This is a genomic window from Erythrobacter sp. JB1-15 (genome assembly GCF_057365035.1).
Map to the genome: position 1 here is coordinate 1,435,623 of NZ_CP200295.1, position 16,147 is coordinate 1,451,769.

Annotated in this window: 22 protein-coding genes; 15 read left to right on the plus strand and 7 right to left on the minus strand. The window is 57.5% G+C overall.

Annotated elements, in window-relative coordinates; all coding sequences use genetic code 11:
- Nucleotides 1–24 precede the first annotated feature (24 nt).
- The 9 genes from AC0V6L_RS06865 (at nt 25) to AC0V6L_RS06905 (ending at nt 7,966) form a co-directional block, all read left to right on the plus strand.
- On the plus strand, nt 25–960 hold the full coding sequence (locus AC0V6L_RS06865; RefSeq protein ID WP_486153573.1) for a TraB/GumN family protein: 936 nt from the start codon (nt 25–27) through the stop codon (nt 958–960).
- A gap of 61 nt (nt 961–1,021) precedes the next feature.
- Nucleotides 1,022–1,936, plus strand: coding sequence for an alpha/beta fold hydrolase (locus tag AC0V6L_RS06870; RefSeq protein ID WP_486149509.1), 915 nt, complete (start codon nt 1,022–1,024; stop codon nt 1,934–1,936).
- 492 nt (nt 1,937–2,428) lie between these two features.
- Nucleotides 2,429–4,525 carry a ribonucleoside-diphosphate reductase subunit alpha gene (locus AC0V6L_RS06875; RefSeq protein ID WP_486153574.1) on the plus strand — a complete coding sequence of 699 codons (2,097 nt, stop codon included), beginning with the start codon at nt 2,429–2,431 and terminating at the stop codon, nt 4,523–4,525.
- Nucleotides 4,526–4,681: 156 nt separating this feature from the next.
- Nucleotides 4,682–5,029 carry a PilZ domain-containing protein gene (locus tag AC0V6L_RS06880; RefSeq protein WP_486149513.1) on the plus strand — a complete coding sequence of 116 codons (348 nt, stop codon included), beginning with the start codon at nt 4,682–4,684 and terminating at the stop codon, nt 5,027–5,029.
- Between the two features lie 121 nt (nt 5,030–5,150).
- Nucleotides 5,151–5,336: a hypothetical protein gene (locus tag AC0V6L_RS06885; protein WP_486153575.1), complete on the plus strand. Its 186-nt coding sequence runs from the start codon at nt 5,151–5,153 to the stop codon at nt 5,334–5,336.
- A 45-nt stretch (nt 5,337–5,381) separates the two neighbouring features.
- Nucleotides 5,382–5,672, plus strand: a complete 291-nt coding sequence (locus tag AC0V6L_RS06890; RefSeq protein WP_486149517.1) for a hypothetical protein — start codon at nt 5,382–5,384, stop codon at nt 5,670–5,672.
- Between the two features lie 210 nt (nt 5,673–5,882).
- A complete protein-coding gene (locus tag AC0V6L_RS06895; protein WP_486153576.1) occupies nt 5,883–6,926 on the plus strand; it encodes a ribonucleotide-diphosphate reductase subunit beta in 1,044 nt (347 codons plus the stop codon).
- A gap of 52 nt (nt 6,927–6,978) precedes the next feature.
- Nucleotides 6,979–7,530, plus strand: coding sequence for a hypothetical protein (locus tag AC0V6L_RS06900; RefSeq protein WP_486153577.1), 552 nt, complete (start codon nt 6,979–6,981; stop codon nt 7,528–7,530).
- Nucleotides 7,523–7,966, plus strand: a complete 444-nt coding sequence (locus AC0V6L_RS06905; RefSeq protein ID WP_486153578.1) for a hypothetical protein — start codon at nt 7,523–7,525, stop codon at nt 7,964–7,966. The genes AC0V6L_RS06900 and AC0V6L_RS06905 overlap by 8 nt, the downstream gene beginning before the upstream one ends.
- 140 nt (nt 7,967–8,106) lie before the next feature.
- Here AC0V6L_RS06905 and AC0V6L_RS06910 read toward each other — a convergent pair whose 3' ends face one another.
- The 3 genes from AC0V6L_RS06910 to AC0V6L_RS06920 all read right to left on the minus strand — a co-directional run bounded on the left by AC0V6L_RS06910 (nt 8,107) and on the right by AC0V6L_RS06920 (nt 9,849).
- Nucleotides 8,107–8,463 (minus strand): endonuclease domain-containing protein, encoded by a 357-nt coding sequence (locus AC0V6L_RS06910; RefSeq protein ID WP_486153579.1) that lies wholly within the window; start codon nt 8,461–8,463, stop codon nt 8,107–8,109.
- Between the two features lie 61 nt (nt 8,464–8,524).
- Nucleotides 8,525–9,208 (minus strand): hypothetical protein, encoded by a 684-nt coding sequence (locus tag AC0V6L_RS06915; protein ID WP_486153580.1) that lies wholly within the window; start codon nt 9,206–9,208, stop codon nt 8,525–8,527.
- Nucleotides 9,209–9,267: 59 nt separating this feature from the next.
- Nucleotides 9,268–9,849, minus strand: coding sequence for a thermonuclease family protein (locus AC0V6L_RS06920; RefSeq protein WP_486153581.1), 582 nt, complete (start codon nt 9,847–9,849; stop codon nt 9,268–9,270).
- Nucleotides 9,850–10,237: 388 nt separating this feature from the next.
- On the opposite strand from AC0V6L_RS06920, the gene AC0V6L_RS06925 reads away from it, so the two are divergent.
- Nucleotides 10,238–10,507 (plus strand): hypothetical protein, encoded by a 270-nt coding sequence (locus AC0V6L_RS06925; RefSeq protein ID WP_486153582.1) that lies wholly within the window; start codon nt 10,238–10,240, stop codon nt 10,505–10,507.
- A gap of 15 nt (nt 10,508–10,522) precedes the next feature.
- Here the strand turns inward: AC0V6L_RS06925 and AC0V6L_RS06930 are convergent, their stop codons facing one another.
- The 4 genes from AC0V6L_RS06930 to AC0V6L_RS06945 form a co-directional block, all read right to left on the minus strand.
- Nucleotides 10,523–10,888 carry a DUF4870 family protein gene (locus AC0V6L_RS06930; RefSeq protein WP_486149529.1) on the minus strand — a complete coding sequence of 122 codons (366 nt, stop codon included), beginning with the start codon at nt 10,886–10,888 and terminating at the stop codon, nt 10,523–10,525.
- A gap of 108 nt (nt 10,889–10,996) precedes the next feature.
- Nucleotides 10,997–11,524, minus strand: coding sequence for a thermonuclease family protein (locus AC0V6L_RS06935; RefSeq protein ID WP_486153583.1), 528 nt, complete (start codon nt 11,522–11,524; stop codon nt 10,997–10,999).
- A gap of 81 nt (nt 11,525–11,605) precedes the next feature.
- Entirely contained in the window at nt 11,606–11,785 is a 180-nt protein-coding gene (locus AC0V6L_RS06940) for a hypothetical protein (RefSeq protein ID WP_486149533.1), read from the minus strand.
- Between the two features lie 152 nt (nt 11,786–11,937).
- Nucleotides 11,938–12,276 carry a BufA1 family periplasmic bufferin-type metallophore gene (locus AC0V6L_RS06945; RefSeq protein ID WP_486153584.1) on the minus strand — a complete coding sequence of 113 codons (339 nt, stop codon included), beginning with the start codon at nt 12,274–12,276 and terminating at the stop codon, nt 11,938–11,940.
- Between the two features lie 188 nt (nt 12,277–12,464).
- Between AC0V6L_RS06945 and argB the strand changes: the two genes are divergently transcribed.
- The 5 genes from argB to AC0V6L_RS06970 all read left to right on the plus strand — a co-directional run bounded on the left by argB (nt 12,465) and on the right by AC0V6L_RS06970 (nt 16,146).
- Complete coding sequence (gene argB, locus AC0V6L_RS06950) at nt 12,465–13,385, plus strand: acetylglutamate kinase (protein WP_486153585.1); 921 nt, start codon at nt 12,465–12,467, stop codon at nt 13,383–13,385.
- Between the two features lie 122 nt (nt 13,386–13,507).
- Nucleotides 13,508–13,798: a YggT family protein gene (locus AC0V6L_RS06955; RefSeq protein ID WP_486149539.1), complete on the plus strand. Its 291-nt coding sequence runs from the start codon at nt 13,508–13,510 to the stop codon at nt 13,796–13,798.
- Nucleotides 13,799–13,805: 7 nt separating this feature from the next.
- Nucleotides 13,806–14,699 carry a bifunctional methylenetetrahydrofolate dehydrogenase/methenyltetrahydrofolate cyclohydrolase FolD gene (gene folD / locus AC0V6L_RS06960; protein WP_486153586.1) on the plus strand — a complete coding sequence of 298 codons (894 nt, stop codon included), beginning with the start codon at nt 13,806–13,808 and terminating at the stop codon, nt 14,697–14,699.
- Entirely contained in the window at nt 14,696–15,460 is a 765-nt protein-coding gene (locus AC0V6L_RS06965; protein WP_486153587.1) for a hypothetical protein, read from the plus strand. The genes folD and AC0V6L_RS06965 overlap by 4 nt, the downstream gene beginning before the upstream one ends.
- 59 nt (nt 15,461–15,519) lie before the next feature.
- Nucleotides 15,520–16,146: a MarC family protein gene (locus AC0V6L_RS06970; protein WP_486155068.1), complete on the plus strand. Its 627-nt coding sequence runs from the start codon at nt 15,520–15,522 to the stop codon at nt 16,144–16,146.
- The last annotated feature ends 1 nt before the right edge of the window (nt 16,147 follow it).

Genomic DNA, 16,147 nt, shown 5'->3' on the forward strand with positions numbered 1-16,147 from the left:
GCACCGGGCAGGAAAGGCACTTTTATGCGCCGCTTATCAATATTTGTCGCATTGTCCGTTGCCGCCCCCCTCGGAGCCCTGGAGCCGCCCACCCCCAACCAAATCGTCGTCACCGCGCAGCGCTCTGGCGCGCCGATGTGGACGATTGATACCGCGAGCGGGACAATCATTCTGGTCGGCGAAATCCGCGCCGTGCCCAAATCCACTCCTTGGCAGCCGGACAGGCTCAAAGAGGCGACTGCCGAGGCGAGCCGCGTCATCATTCGCGCTGCGCCCAAATTTTCGCCCGGTGATGCCTTTCGCCTGATCTTTAGCGGGGGCAAGTTCACCAAGCTTCCCGGTAAAACGGTCGCATCCGATTACCTTTCGCCCGATCAGCGGAGGCGGTTGGCGGCTCTCGAAGAGACATATGACAAGGATTATGATCGCGGCAGTTTTCTGATGACAGGCTTTGACCTGCTCGCTCGCCGGCTCGACTTTGATGATGAGACCACCAAAGACGCGACCGACATCGTTAAAAAGGCCGCCAAAAAGGGCGACGTGCCTGTCACCCGGCCCGAACGATTTAGGGGCGAAGATTTGCTCGACAATCTCGCAGATGCTCCGCCCGAAAGCCATATTGCCTGTCTTGAAGCGGCCATGACGGCGACTGAGCAAGGTCAGGCCATTATCGAAAAACGCGGCAATGACTGGCGCAAATTCGATGTGCCTGCCGTTATGGCCAATCCGCTGGAGCAAGCACTGGGGCAATGCTGGCCGTGGGCCGATGATGAACTGGGCGAGGACATCCGCGCGCAGTGGACAGGCATGATCGAAGATGCGGCAGGCAAAAACGGAGTGACGCTCGCCGTGGTGCCGCTGCGCGTTCTGGCAGAGGATAAAGGCGTGCTCGACCGATTGGAGGCACGCGGATACGAGATTTTCGGCCCCGACTGGCGCCCCCTTTCCTCGGCGCCTTGATCGAATGGCCCAGGCAAACTAGTCTCAAAACCGAACTCAATTTGCACAAAGGCTGCGTCCCATGCCCACCATCACCACCACCACGACCGGTTTAGAGCTGTTCTATGATGAGCATGGCGACCGGGCAAATGAGACCATTTTGCTGGTGATGGGGCTGGGCGCGCAGATGACTTTGTGGCCCGATGATTTTGTCGCCGCTTTGGTGGATCGCGGGTTTCATGTGGTGCGCTATGACAATCGCGATATCGGGTTGAGTGAGAAAATGGGCGATGCCCGCGCGCCCGGCATCGCCTGGCAAGTGCTGCGCAAACGCTTTGGCTGGCCTGCGGCGGTGCCTTATTCGCTCAAAGATATGGCGGATGATGGCGCAGGGCTGCTGACAGCGCTCGGCATTGAAAAAGCGCATGTGGTGGGCGCGAGCATGGGCGGGATGATCGCTCAGCTGATGGCGGTGCATCACCGGCATTTGCTGTTGTCGCTCACCTCGATCATGTCCACCACCGGAAATCCCAAATTGCCGCAGGCTGACAAGGAAGCGATGGAGGCGCTGGTCGCTCCGCTGCCTTCGATGGAAGAGGATGATCTGCTCGCGCATGGGCTGCACATTCGCGCCAAGATTGGCTCGCCCGGTTTTCAAGGCGATCCTGAGCGGCGGCGCGATCTGGTGCTCAAAGGTATTCGCCGCTCGGTCTATCCCGCCGGACTGCCGCGCCAATTGGCCGCGATTATCGATGATGGCGACCGGCGCAAACGGCTGGAAGGGATCACCACCCCCACACTTGTGCTGCATGGCGAGGGCGATCCGCTGGTCAAGGTTGAAGCAGGGCGAGAGACGGCCAAACATATTCCCGGCGCAAAGCTGGTGACCATTGCGGGCTGGGGCCATGATCTGCCGGGCGAATTGACCGAGCAACTGGCCGATGAAATCGCTGCCCACGCAAAATCCGCGAGCGTTTCTGAATTCGCTGCGACATAGGGCTTTCTCAGCCCCCTTGCGCGCTCCTGAGCAATAGAATTGCCGTTACGGATTCGATTGCTCCACAGATTGATTCACACCTAACAATCACCATATTTTTCTTCACAGATTCAATTTGGGGCTTGCGCCCCCGCGACTCTAGCTTTCTCCACGCGTCGCGGTGGTTGATCGGGGTAACACACCGCCGATTTCATCCGATTTAGGGTTAATCACTGGTTGACCCGCAATCCTCTCTGATTCATCATCTAGTGGTTCGGTTCGCATTGGACCCCCACAATTAGGTGATTTGCCGTGGCCGCTGATTGCAGCGGGATGGAGAGGGAGTCGCTGAGATTTGGGCGTGGCAAGGCGAGTTGGGGGATAAAGGACGGATAAGTCTGTGGCCATCATGGGGATGGGTTGTGGGCAATCAGTCGACAAAGAGAGACGGAACAGAATTGGAACATTTGCGCTTGCGCAAGCGTTCAATTCCGAGGACAATACGGGGCTTACATGGATTTTAAAGCGAGTGATGGCGTGCCAGTAGAAAGCAATTTGGATTTGCTGAATGACAGCGATGCGAACAACGCCCCAGTGGCAGATGATCGATTGGCAGGTGATCGATTGGCAGACGGGCAGTCGGCGCAGGCAAAGCCAGGGCAGGAAAAGGCAATGACAATGGACAAATCCGATCCCGGCAGCGAAGAGCTGATTGCGGCCAAAGGTGCACAGGCGCTTGGCAATGCGGTTGCTGCTGCGGCCAAGGACGCAGCCATTCCTGACAGCAAAAAGGTCAATGATCGCCGCTTTACGATCCAAACCGATGAAGGCCGCGATGCCAATCTCACCGATTTCGGCAAGGAAACGCTGATTGATCGCTATTTGCTGCCCGGTGAGAAATTCCAGGATCTGTTTGCGCGGGTCGCAGATGCCTATGCCGATGATCAGGAGCATGCCCAGCGGCTGTATGATTACATTTCAAACCTTTGGTTTATGCCTGCAACGCCGGTGCTGTCGAATGGCGGCACATCGCGCGGCCTGCCGATCTCATGCTATCTCAACTCGGTCGAAGACAGCCTTGGCGGGATTGTCGGCACCTGGAATGAAAATGTCTGGCTAGCCTCCAAAGGCGGTGGCATTGGCACCTATTGGGGCAATGTGCGCGGCATTGGTGAACCGGTTGGCCTTAATGGCAAAACCAGCGGCATCATTCCGTTTGTGCGGGTTATGGACTCGCTGACTCTGGCAATTTCGCAAGGATCGCTGCGCCGGGGATCGGCAGCGTGCTATCTTGATGTGTCACACCCTGAAATTGAGGAATTCCTCGAAATCCGTAAACCGTCTGGCGATTTCAATCGCAAGGCATTGAACCTGCATCACGGCGTGCTGCTCACCGATGAGTTTATGGAAGCGGTGCGCGACGGGGCCGAATTTGAATTGAAATCGCCCAAGACCCAGGAAGTGCGCGGCAAGGTTGATGCGCGCTCTTTGTTCCAGAAACTGGTCGAAACGCGGCTGGCCACGGGGGAACCCTATATCGTGTTCAACGACACGGTGAACCGCATGATGCCAAAGCATCACCGCGAACTGGGTCTGAAAGTGTCGACGTCCAATCTGTGCAGCGAAATCACTTTGCCAACCGGGATCGATCACCTTGGCAATGACCGGACGGCGGTGTGCTGCCTGTCTTCGCTCAACCTTGAAAAATGGGACGAATGGAGCGGTGATAAGCAGTTTATCGAAGACGTGATGCGCATGCTCGACAATGTGCTTCAGGATTATATTGACCGCGCGCCTGATGAAATGGCCCGCGCGAAATACTCAGCCGAGCGTGAGCGGTCTGTTGGGCTGGGCGTGATGGGCTTCCATTCCTTCCTCCAGCAAAAGGGGCTTGGTTTTGAAAGCGCGATGGCGAAAGCGCTCAACCTGAAAATGTTCAAGCATATTCAGGCCAAAGCATCCGAAGCCTCCATGCTGCTTGCGCAAGAGCGCGGGCCGTGCCCGGATGCCGCTGAAATGGGCGCGATGGAGCGTTTCTCGTGCAAAATGGCGATTGCTCCGACCGCGTCGATTTCGATCATTTGCGGCGGGACAAGCGCCTGCATCGAACCGATCCCGGCCAATATCTACACGCACAAAACCTTGTCGGGCAGCTTCATCGTCAAGAACCCGTATCTTGAGAAGATCCTCGACAAGAAATCGAAAAATTCCAACAATGTGTGGAATTCGATCCTCGAAAAAGGCGGCAGCGTCCAGCATCTCGATTTTCTGTCGGATGAGGAAAAGGCGAGCTTTAAAACCAGCTTTGAAATCGATCAGCGCTGGCTGCTGGAATTCGCAGCCGACCGCGCGCCCTATGTCGATCAGGCGCAATCGCTGAACCTGTTTATCCCGGCGGATGTCGATAAATGGGATCTGATGATGCTGCATTTCCAAGCGTGGGAAAAAGGCATCAAATCGCTCTATTATCTCCGTTCAAAATCCGTGCAGCGCGCCGGTTTTGCAGGCGGCGTCGAAGCGGACAACACCGCCAACGCCCCCGAAATCGAACTGAAAGCGGAGTTGGGCGAACAGCAGACCGATTACGAGGAATGCTTGAGCTGTCAGTGAGATGCTGTGAGTTACCGCTGATGATCGCTCACTATCCAGAAAACCCCGCAGGTCACACTGGCCTACGGGGTTTTCTTTGCTTCATGGCAAAGACTCTATTCCCAAATGTAAATTCTGAAAGACTTTGGTAACCACAAACATGGTACGCGGACCGTCATGAAAGCTCGCCAATCCAAACGCGTCACCACTTCGGCTGCAGGCTCTTATCGCACGCCCAAGGGCATGCAATGGGATGTGGAATTGGCCGATCTGTCGCATGGCGGGTGCCGGGTGCATGATCCGCGTTCGGGTTTGCGGCTGGGCGAATATGTCCGCTTTTTCATCGCAGGCACCGGGCCGCATATGGCCGAGGTTGTCTGGCGCGCTTCGGGTCAGGCGGGGCTGGCGTTTTTGCGTCCGCTTCCCCCGCGCCTGTTCGGACATTTGGCCGAAGCGGATTGGGATGCGGCCGGCACCGCCTTTCACGAAACCCGCTCAGAAGGCATGGTCCGCCGCTTCGTTTGATGCGCTCGCTGGCCGGGCTGAAAGCGCCGCGCGGACAAGCCTCTCGCGCTTGACGCATCTGTGTGTCATACTGTCCTTACAGCGCTGCGGGATCGGCGCTTAGCAAAAGGACGAAGCTCAAATGAACCTTCCTGTTATTGCCGGTATTTTCGGCCTTATCGTATCGCTGGTCTATCTGTTGAACGCTGCCCGTGTGCTGAAAACCGAAGGGGTTGGCCACACACACAACGCTGCCATGATCCATGCCGGGATGGCGGGTCTGTTTCTGCCGGCCAGCCTGCTGATCATCTTTGCCTATATGAGCTAAGGCGGGCTTGGACTGAGTGAGACCGGACTGAGTGAGATAGGGACGATGAAACTTCGCCAGATCGCGCTGGCCCTTGGCCTTGCTCTGCTGGTTTCTGCCTGCGCCAGCCAGATTGATGCCGGCGTCAGCGAAGCGGCCAGCGCACCCGGATTTTTGTGGGGGCTGTGGCACGGCTTTATCTTCCCGTGGAGCTTTATTGGCTCGCTGTTCTCACCCGATATCGCCGTTTACGCGGTGCCCAATTCGGGCGGATGGTACGATTTCGGCTTTTTCCTCGGCATCACGGTGCTGGGCGGGGGCAGCTTTTTCGGCTCAAAGAAAAGCCGCGGCGGATAGACCGCATAAGGGCAAATGCGCAGGCTGGTGGGCGCGCCAAAGGTTAAGATGATGAAGGGCGTGCAACACACGCCTTCGCTGGCCTTTCGCGGACTCAATTCGACTCAGATTTTGCACGGTCTATCCCCGGCAAATCATCCCCCCTTGCCTGTCGCTTCGTAGTTTGTTCTCCTATAAGGATAAGCGCACTCAAACACAGGGAAACACAAGATGTCGTTGCTCGAAGCCCGTAAGACCTACAAGCCGTTCCAATACCCTTGGGCTTACGACTTTTGGAAACGCCAGCAGCAAATCCACTGGATGCCCGAAGAAGTGCCTCTGGGAGAGGACTGCCGCGACTGGGCGCAAAACCTCACCGATCATGAGCGCAATCTGCTCACCCAGATCTTCCGATTCTTCACTCAGGCCGATGTCGAAGTGCAGGATTGCTATCACGACAAATATGGCCGCGTGTTCAAACCGACCGAGGTGAAAATGATGCTCGCCGCGTTCTCCAATATGGAGACGGTGCACATCGCCGCCTATTCGCACCTGCTCGACACGATCGGCATGCCCGAATCGGAATATTCCGCTTTCCTTGATTACGAGGAAATGGCGGACAAGCATGATTACATGCACCAGTTCAGCGTCGATTCCGACGAAGACATCGCGCGCACGCTCGCCATGTTCGGCGGCTTTACCGAAGGGCTTCAGCTGTTCGCATCCTTTGCCATGCTGATGAATTTCCCGCGCCACAACAAGATGAAAGGCATGGGGCAAATCGTCAGCTGGTCAGTGCGCGATGAAAGCTTGCACTGCGAAGGCATCGTCAAGATGTTCCACACATTCTGCGAAGAGCGTGATTGCCTGACCAAAGCGGTCAAGGAAGACATCATCGACATCTGCCAGAAAACCGTCCGGCTCGAAGATGCGTTTATCGATCTCGCGTTCGAAATGGGCCCGGTTGAGGGGATGACCGCGAAAGAGATCAAGAAATACATCCGCTACATCGCCGATTGGCGTTTGAAGCAGCTGGGCCTGCAAGAAATCTACATGATCGACGAACACCCGCTGCCATGGCTCACCCCGCTGCTGAACGGTGTGGAGCACGCCAACTTCTTCGAAACGCGCGCCACCGAATATTCCAAAGGCGCGACGACCGGCGACTGGAACACCGTGTGGTCAAGCTTCGACAACCGCCAAAAGGCGAAAGCAGTGAACGAGGATGCCCCTACGCCTGAGGGTGATGCGGATATGTTTGAAGCTGCGGAGTGAGGGGTGATGGCTCGGTCGAGTTCACACTAACCTAATACTGATAGGAGCTTCTGTGCAGATCAACTTCGAACTCGACCTTCCTGATCGCGAACGGGCGACCCTTTGTGACGTAATAGAATGTGAAGATCACGAGCTTGATGCTGAGTTCTCTAAATTCGCGAAAGCCGGCGCTGACGAATATCTTCGAATGTTGCTGGGTCAGTCGCAAAAATCAGCAATCGATTTCTTAGAATTCAGAATTTATCTCATGATCCAACATGTACTTGACGGGCGACTTCCAGACGAAAGCATGATTTGTCGATTTTTTCAGCTTTCTCCGCAACAAGCCCGTGCCCGTTTAGGCGGTGTCACAGCTAAGTTTCAGCGCGGCTTACATCAACAGATTAAGGGTAGTATTCTAGAAATACTTCAAACAGCAGAACTCGATGATGATAGTGATCGTTTCAGACTTACCGTGAATAACCTGACAGTTATTAATCACTTGAACTCCACCCTAGCGAAAGCTGACGGAAGCCTCAGCGCTGTGGTAAAGGTGAGAGGTACAGTGGCCACCTACGAAGTCGCGCCTGCTTCCTATAACATTCTCTTGGAGCAATATGCTTGACCCCGGGGAAGCAATAAACGCCATCAGCTTATTTGCAGGTGTGCTCGGGTTGCTATTTGGGAGTTGGTCGACTGACGTTGAAGCTGTTCTGTCTCAAAAGTGCCCCAATCATTATGCAGACCGAAAGATTTATATCAGCAACCTGGTAGGTGCCTTAGTATACAAAGCTATCCCCCTGATCCTTTTGACTTTCCTTTTTGTCTACTCACAAGTAGGTTTGTTTTTTTACTTTCTGTCCTCAAGTCAGCTCTATGTGCCATTTTTGACGGACATTGAGCAACTTAGACCAACTCGCACGGTCTTTGTATTGGCATTCATGTCACTTGTTTATTTTTTTGTGTCCGCCATCTTCTCTACGAAGCGGCTTTTAAGCGCCCTTAGAAAAGCGCGAGCAGACAAACCCGAAGGACAGCCCCGGATCCATATCTTCGGTTGAGCAGGTACTCCCCTCCCGCTTGCGGGAGGGGTTAGGGGTGGGCCTGGCTTGGTCTGGTTCTTCGGATACGCGCCCACCCCCGGCCCCTCCCGCAGGCGGGAGGGGAGAAGTGGAGAACGCCCACCCGCAGGTCGGTGGGGTCAGATTGCGCGCAATTCTTTGATCTTCTCGCTGATAGCGGTGACCACGCCTTCTGGATTGCCTCTGACATCTGCGTTCGTAAAGCGCATGACTGTGTAGCCCTCGCGCCTCATCCACGCGTCGCGGGCGCGATCACTTGCTGGCGAGACATCATGGCTGTGGCCATCCAGCTCGATCACAAGTCTTAGCTCGCGGCACAGGAAATCGGCGAAATACTGTCCAAGCGGCATTTGGCGGCTGAATTTCGCGCCGAGCTGGCTTCGGGACAGGTGCTGCCAGAGCGCGCGCTCGTCAGGGCTTGCCTCGCTCCGGAGTGTGCGGGCTCGATTGGTGTTTCGCGGCTGCCAGTTCGGCATTCCATGTTCGTGCCCACCCCCAGCCCCTCCCGCAAGCGGGAGGGGAGATGGTTGCGCTTTCTTAATTCTCCCAGCCCCACGCCGCCGGGGGCGCGTCCACCTCTTCGCTCAGGTCAAACTCAACCCGAAACAGCCGGTCCTCTGGCGCTCCGCCTTCGACCGTGCGTTTGAGTTGATAGACGAAAGTGCCGCCTTTGCTTACCGCCGGGTCTACCTCCACGCTCCATACGTTAGTGACAGAAGCGCTCAGTCCCTCGCGCTCAAACATTTCGACGCTGAAATCATCGACGGGAAACGCCTGCACGCGCTGCGTGCCGCTGTCTGCCGTGTCGCCTCCATACATTGTCACCGCGTCGGGCTCGCCGTCCTTGTGGCGGTGATCGTGTTTGAGGCGCAGGCCTTTTTCGCTGCCGTCATCTGTGCGCGTGATAAGCCAGGTGCGCGATCGGTCCCATTCGCCGCCCAGTTTGACATGGAATGGGATGGCGATTTGCTTATCCGAACACTCAGCCACATGCATGACCATCTCGGCGCCTGCAAAATCGGCATCGGCGGCATCCTCGCTTACCAAACTGCCCGAATAGGCCTTGCCGCAATGGCTGGTCAGCGCCTGCCAGAACATGTCTTGGCGGTCTGGTGTGGGATCTGAATTGAGATTGGCCTGCGCCAAGTCAGGCGCATCGCAGGCAGCCATAAGGGTGAGCGGTAGAACGAAAAGCAGCGAGCGTGCGCGGTGTGTCATCATGGCGGTGATGCTAGAGCGGGCAGGCCGGTTTGTCGCGTTTTTCCGGCGCAGCGCCCATTTCAGCACCAGACATTGCGCCTGCCGCCGCGCCTTTCGGCCAGACCGGCACCAAGCAGCATTTCGCCCACATTCACGCCGCCGCGCGACAGGACGCGCAAGGACCGGCCATAGCGGTCCTGGCTGCGTCCATCGGGATTGGGGGACAGGGTGAAAGCACCCTGATTGAGCCAGTCCTGCAAGGCTGATGTGGCCTCTGCGCCAAGCCGGGCCTCGCGCGGGCAACCCGGATTGCTAATCTCGGGCGTGTCAAAGCCGACCAGTCTGATCTTCTCGCCGCGATACCAGATCGTATCGCCATCCACGACACAGGTGACGCGGGTAGGGCCGCTGCAGCGGGTAAAGAAAGCACGTTCATTATCCGAAGCGCGCGCTCTGGCTGCCCCTGATCTGACAGCGGAGCCATTGCTACTGCTATCGGCCGCCATGGCCTGCGGTGTCTCGCCAAAGGAAGGCGCGAGCAGCACGGCGGTAAAAGCAGCGCATGGCAGAGTAACGAGCGCGATGGGGAACCACCGGGCTGGGGACGGGGTGCGGCGTTTGGTTGATTTTCGCCAGCGGGAATTGCGTTTGATCTTGCCCATGGCGCGGTAATTTTGCGTCTTTTCGTCAAAAACACTTTAACGCGGGCGCGGTTGTTTACCCTTTTGATCGGGAGCGTGAAGGCCTGCCTGCACTCACGTGATTGAGTGAGTAAAGGAGCATCGTCCGTATTTTCCTACATCGCTGCGGCGCGCTAAAAGAGCGGCCGTTATGACCGCCCGTCTGTCTCCTACATGCGCTCAGCGCGCCGCTATACGAAAACGGCAGAAAACCGCTGGTTTTTTAACTCCAGGACCGTGTAACATGCGGTCCATGTCTCATGCGGGATTGGGGGCTTGTCGGCGCTTTGACCGGCCCATCAAGGCGAGCGTTCTTGGAACCGTCAGCGGCGCTGCGGTGTTGCTAGGGGCAGACACACAGGAGAACGATATGCGTACCCTTTCCAAACTCGCCGCCCCTGCGATTGCCGCAGCCGCGCTGGCTTTGACAGCCTGCGGGGCCGAGCAATCCGCTGGCGATAGCGCGCTTGAACCGCAAGAGGCTGTCAATGACGGCGAAGCGGCAACGGGCGAGGAAATCGAGGAAGCTGTCCCCGGTATCGAGGAAGCAGCTCCCGAAGGCGATACGCCCAACACGGCCGAGATGCAGGAGCCGGGCAATGCTGACTACGCCGAGATCGACGATCCGGTGGACCAGTGAGCTAAGAGGTAGGCTCTAGAACAGCAGCGTCTTGGGCTCTGGCATGGGCTCACGGCGCTGCGCTTTGATGAGGCTCATGACGCTGCGAACGCCGACCCAGATCGCGATCAGAGGCAAAAGCAGAAAGCCGATGAGCACGAACATCAGAACGCTCGCGACGATTGAGGCGAGAAAGCCGACCCAGAACGTGGTGATGAGATAGGTGAAATGGGACGCGGCCCAATCCTCCCCGTTCTCGCCCTGCCAGACATGAGCGAGGACAATGCCAACAAGGCCGGAGAAACCAGTGATGAAGCTCCCCAGATAGCAAAGCGAGATGATCGTGGGCTGGTTGAAGTCAAAACCGGAATTGGTGTCTGGTCGCTCAGTTGGCTCGTTCATGGCAGATCCCCTGTATTGCCGTGCGTTATGCGGGTGTAGACTACGCAAACAGGTGCATAGGGCAAGGGGGCTTGTGCAAAAGGGCCGATTGGGCAGGCGGTGGGAACGCTATCGGCACCAATCGACCGGCGCTTCGCCCCAGCCGCTGCCGCCTGCCAGGCCGCGTGCGATCATGGTGTCGGCGAGGTGTTCGTGGCTGCCATCGGGGCGCGTGCGGCGGATAGCGCGCAATTCGCGGCCATATTGGTCATAGGGTGGGTCATCCGCACCGTCCCACTCAAACGGCCCGCGCGCCAGCCAGTCGCGCAAAGCGGTGCGGGCATTGATCGCGGTTTCGCGTTCGGCGGTGCATTGGCCGTCAAGCTCTGGCGTGTCAAAGCCAGTGAGCCGGATGCGGCGGCGTCCTGGGCCGAAGCCGATGATGATGGTGTCGCCGTCAGCGATGCAGCCCTCGGCGCCTTTGGAAGCAGAGCCGCAAATGGGGAAGGTCTGGTCTATCCGAACCCAGCCTTGCTCTGCGGTGATCGGGCGGATGCCATACCACCACCCGCCCATGACGATGAGCGCGATGATAGGCACGCGCCACAAGAGCCACCAAGAGAGCATGCGGTTGGATTTGCGTGAGCGTTTGAGCATGACTGGCGACACGTTTACTCAAGCAAGGGTGATCTGCACAGCGTGTTGAAAGGCGTTGGCCGGGGACCAAAGGAGGTGGTTTCAATCAGGCCCCTCGCCCCGCCGGTCTATTCCGGAACGCCGCTCATTCTTGCGCCGTTCTTCGCCAGAGCGCCGATCAGCCTTGCGCCGATCTTCGCCATCGAATGGCAGCTGCGCCTTGCGGCGATCGCCTTGGCGGCGTCTACCAGCTGTGTCTGGTTCATCCTGCGTGTCGTTCATCGTCACCTCCAGACCAGTTTGCGGGTGACTGTGTACCATTACAGCGCGGACGTGACTATGTACCAAATTGTAAACCATACAAAAAGCCGCGCGAGGTCAACCCTGCGCGGCTTTGAGTTCCAGTTATCACCGCCTTGACGGTGACGACCGAATTAGACGTTTTCGGTCTCTTCAAGTGAGCCGAAACTGCCATCTGGACGCTCGATCTCAAGGCAGGTGCCTGCATCGACATAGGTCCAGGCATTACCTTGGTAGTCGATTACGCTGGTCCCCGCGCAGCTGGTGCCGGGGCCGGCTTCGCAGCTGTTTTTGCCTGCGAGCGAGACTCCATAGCATTTCTCTTTTTCGCCGCCGCCGGCATCGGCGAGCGCTTCGGCTTCGGTTCCAGCTTCGGCTGCTTCGGTTGGGGCATCAGCGCCGCCCGAACATGCGGCGGCCAGGCCAGCTGCAGCGGCGAGAGCGATTGAGCCCTTCAAACGAGTCGTGTTCATAACAATCCTTCCACAAGATAGTCCTGATGATGCGGATCCCGCTCCACCTTCAAGACGATTCGCACAAGACAGGCATTTGAAGTCTCTGCCAAGTGCAAATGTGTCAACCTGCCTCAATTCAAGGGTCGCGCGCCAGCGAAGGGGTTTGGCTTTTGCACTCGTGCCGCGAAATGGCTAGACGCGCGGGCATGAACAGCACATCTTCTGCTAATACAGGCGATACTGATCGCGCCCCCAGCCTTGCCAAAGCCGAAGTGCTGATCGAGGCCCTGCCTTATTTCCAGCGTTATGCCGGGCGCACTTTCGTGGTGAAATATGGCGGGCACGCCATGGGTGAGCCTCAGGCCGCGCGCGATTTCGCCGAGGATATTGTGCTGCTGAAAGCGGTTGGGATCAATCCGGTTGTCGTTCATGGCGGCGGCCCGCAAATTGGCGAGATGCTGACCAAGCTGGGTGTGGAGAGCACTTTTGTCGATGGCTTGCGGGTCACGGATGAGGCTACAGCCAAGGTGGCCGAAATGGTCCTGTCAGGGGCCATCAACAAAGAAATCGTGGGTTGGCTGGGTAAAGCGGGCGGCAAGGCGCTTGGCATTTCGGGCAAGGATGGGGGGCTGGTCACCGCGCGTAAAGTCAGCCGGACCGCGCGCGATCCTGAAAGCCATATCGAACAAGTGGTCGATCTGGGGTTTGTGGGCGAACCCGCCGAGGTTGATACCAGCGTGATCGATACCGCTGTCAGCGCAGGCATGATCCCGGTCATCGCCCCCATCGCGGCAGGGGATGATGGCGCGACCTATAATATCAACGCGGATACGATGGCGGGCGCGATCGCTTCTGCATTGGGTGCGGCGCGCTTGTTCCTGCTCACCGATGTGGCCGGTGTGCTCGATGGATCTGGCAATTTGGTGACCGATTTAACCCCTGCCGACATCGCAAAATTGCGCGAGGATGGTGTCATTAAAGGCGGGATGGTGCCCAAGCTTGAGACATGCGTTTCCGCCGTGCAATCGGGCTGCGAGGCTGCGGTTGTGTTGGACGGGCGGGTTGCCCATGCGATGCTTCTGGAATTCTTTACCGCGCGCGGCGCAGGGACGCTGGTGCGAGCATAGGCGGGGTGCTAGGCGTTCAGGCCAAGGCTCTTGACGATCCTATAAGGCGTATTAGGTAAGCAATACGCCTCGAGAAAATGAACCATGCCGCACAAGCGGTCGCGACCTAGGAAAACGAATACATGGCTGGTCTGGAAGTTCTGTTTGATATCTTGTCCATGGTGGTGAACGTCTTTGTGATGCTCATCATCATCCAGTTCGTGATCGGACTGTTGTTTGCATTCAATGTTGTCAGCCCGACCAATCAGTTTCTGATGGCGTTCTACAGCTCGATCAATTCGTTGCTCGATCCGATATTGCGGCCCATTCGGCGCATTATGCCCGATACAGGCGCGATAGATTTTTCGCCGATTGTGCTGATTTTGGCTCTACGTGCGGTGCTGATTGTGCTTTCGGCTATAATTTACGGATAACGAAACGATGACGGCGACCCGGATCGACGGCAAAGCTTTTGCTGCAAAACTGCGCGAACGCGTCGGCGTTTCTGCTGCGGGTTTTGCTGATGCTTCCGGGCGAAAGCCAGGGCTGGCCGTGGTGCTGGTGGGCGAAGATGCGGCGAGCGAGGTTTATGTCCGCAACAAGGGCAAAGCGTGCGTCGCTGCCAATATGGCAAGTTTTGAACACCGACTGCCCACCGATACGTCAGAGGCTGATCTGCTCGCTTTGATCGATCAGCTGAACAAGGATGACAGCGTCGATGGCATCTTGGTGCAGTTGCCTTTGCCTGGTCATCTTGATGAACAATCGATCATTGCCTCGATCAGTCCGGACAAGGATGTCGATGGCTTTCACGTTATCAATGCAGGCCGGTTGAGCGTCGGGCAAACAGGCTTTGTCCCGTGCACTCCGCTTGGCTGCATGATGCTGCTGACGGATCGTTTGGGCGATCTATCGGGGCTTGAGGCGGTTGTGATCGGGCGCTCTAATATTGTGGGCAAACCAATGGTCCAATTGCTGGTGGACGCCAATGCAACGGTGACCATTGCGCACAGCCGTACCAAGGATCTGGCACAAGTCGTCAAGCGTGCAGACATCGTGGTCGCGGCAGTGGGCCGGCCAGAGATGATCGGCAAGGACTGGCTGAAAGAAGGTGCAACAGTGATCGATGTGGGCATCAATCGGCTGCCGCCTGAACCGGGCAAGGATAAGGGGCGGCTTGTCGGCGATGTGGCCTTTGGTGAGGCGAGCGAAGTCGCCAGCGCGATCACGCCTGTACCTGGGGGCGTGGGGCCAATGACCATTGCGGTCTTGCTCAGAAACACTCTGGTCGCAGCTTTCCGCAATGCGGGCCTGTCCGCGCCGGAGGGTTTGTGAAATACGCGGGCACCTGGCTTGTCTTGGGCGTTGCAGCGCTAACCATTACGGCGTGTTCAGACGGTCAACGCCGCGGCCCTCCGACCAAGGTTATCAACCGTGTGCTGGCGACCGCGCCGGGTAAAGCGCAGCCAAGCGCGATTGTCGCGCGCGAAATTGAATATGCTCAGGCCACGAAAACCGAAGGCGTAGCGGCGGCGAGCGACAATTTCGCCGTGCCGGGCGCGATTTGGCATTCACCAACCGGCCCGGGTGATGCTGCGGCAATAGCTGGCACGTTCCTGACCACAGGCAATACCGGCGAATGGAGCACGCGCACCGTTGTGATGAGCTGTGATGGCTCGCTTGCTCTTACCCAAGGGCGCTATCGCGATGCGCAAGGGCTGTTTGGCAATTACGTCTTCACGTGGGTCAGACAAGCCGACAACAGCTACAAATGGAGCTATAACACCGCGATCCTCGACAATCCGCAGCCCCCGCCGCGGAAACAATTTGAAGATGGCGATATCGTTGTGACTGCGATTGATGCGGTGCTTGGGTTGGTGGCGACCTGTCCGCGCTCTGGCGATGCTGTGCCGCCTCCGCCTGCTGTCCCCATTGGCGGGGATGAAGCGGGCGATGCGCAATTGTCGCGCGATGGCACCTTGCGTTGGCGCTGGGAACACCAGGCCAATGGCAATCCTTATGTCGTTGCAGACTATTTCTACGATGGCGAATGGGTGACGGCGATTGAAGAAGGGCTTGCATCCAGCAGCGAATGATGATGAGGGCGCGGGCCTGACTCCATTCGACTTTGCCTGATTGCTGCCTGACCATGATGCTGCCCGAACTTTTTGTCTCTGCCTTTATCACGCTGTTTGTGGTGATCGACCCACCAGGCTGCGCGCCGATCTATGCCGGGCTGACAAAAGAGGCCAGCGCTGCGCAGGCGCGCAACATGGCTTTGCGCGCTGTCGGGATCGCAGCGATCATTCTAACGATCTTCGCCTTTTTCGGTGAGGCGCTCTTGGGCGCGCTGCATATTGAGCTTGATAGTTTCCGCATTGCAGGCGGGCTGATGCTGTTCTGGATCGCGTTTGAAATGGTGTTTGAGAAGCGAACCAAACGCCGGACCGAACGCGCTGACAAGGTCAATGCCAATCCTGAAGTTGAAGATGTGTCGGTGTTCCCCATGGCAATGCCCATGCTTGCAGGACCAGGCGCGATTGCGGCGGTCATGCTGCTAATGAATGAAGCGGATACTCCGGCTCAGACGATAGAAGTGTTTGCCGCTTTGGGGGTGGTGCTGGTCATCACGGCCGCAGCGCTGGTTGCCGCTGGCCCGTTGATCCGGCTGTTGGGCGATAATGTCGAAGCGGTTGTCACACGGCTGCTGGGTGTGCTTTTGGCAGCGCTTGCGGCGCAATATGTCATTGATGGCCTGCGCGGTGCGTTTTCGCTCGCATAGG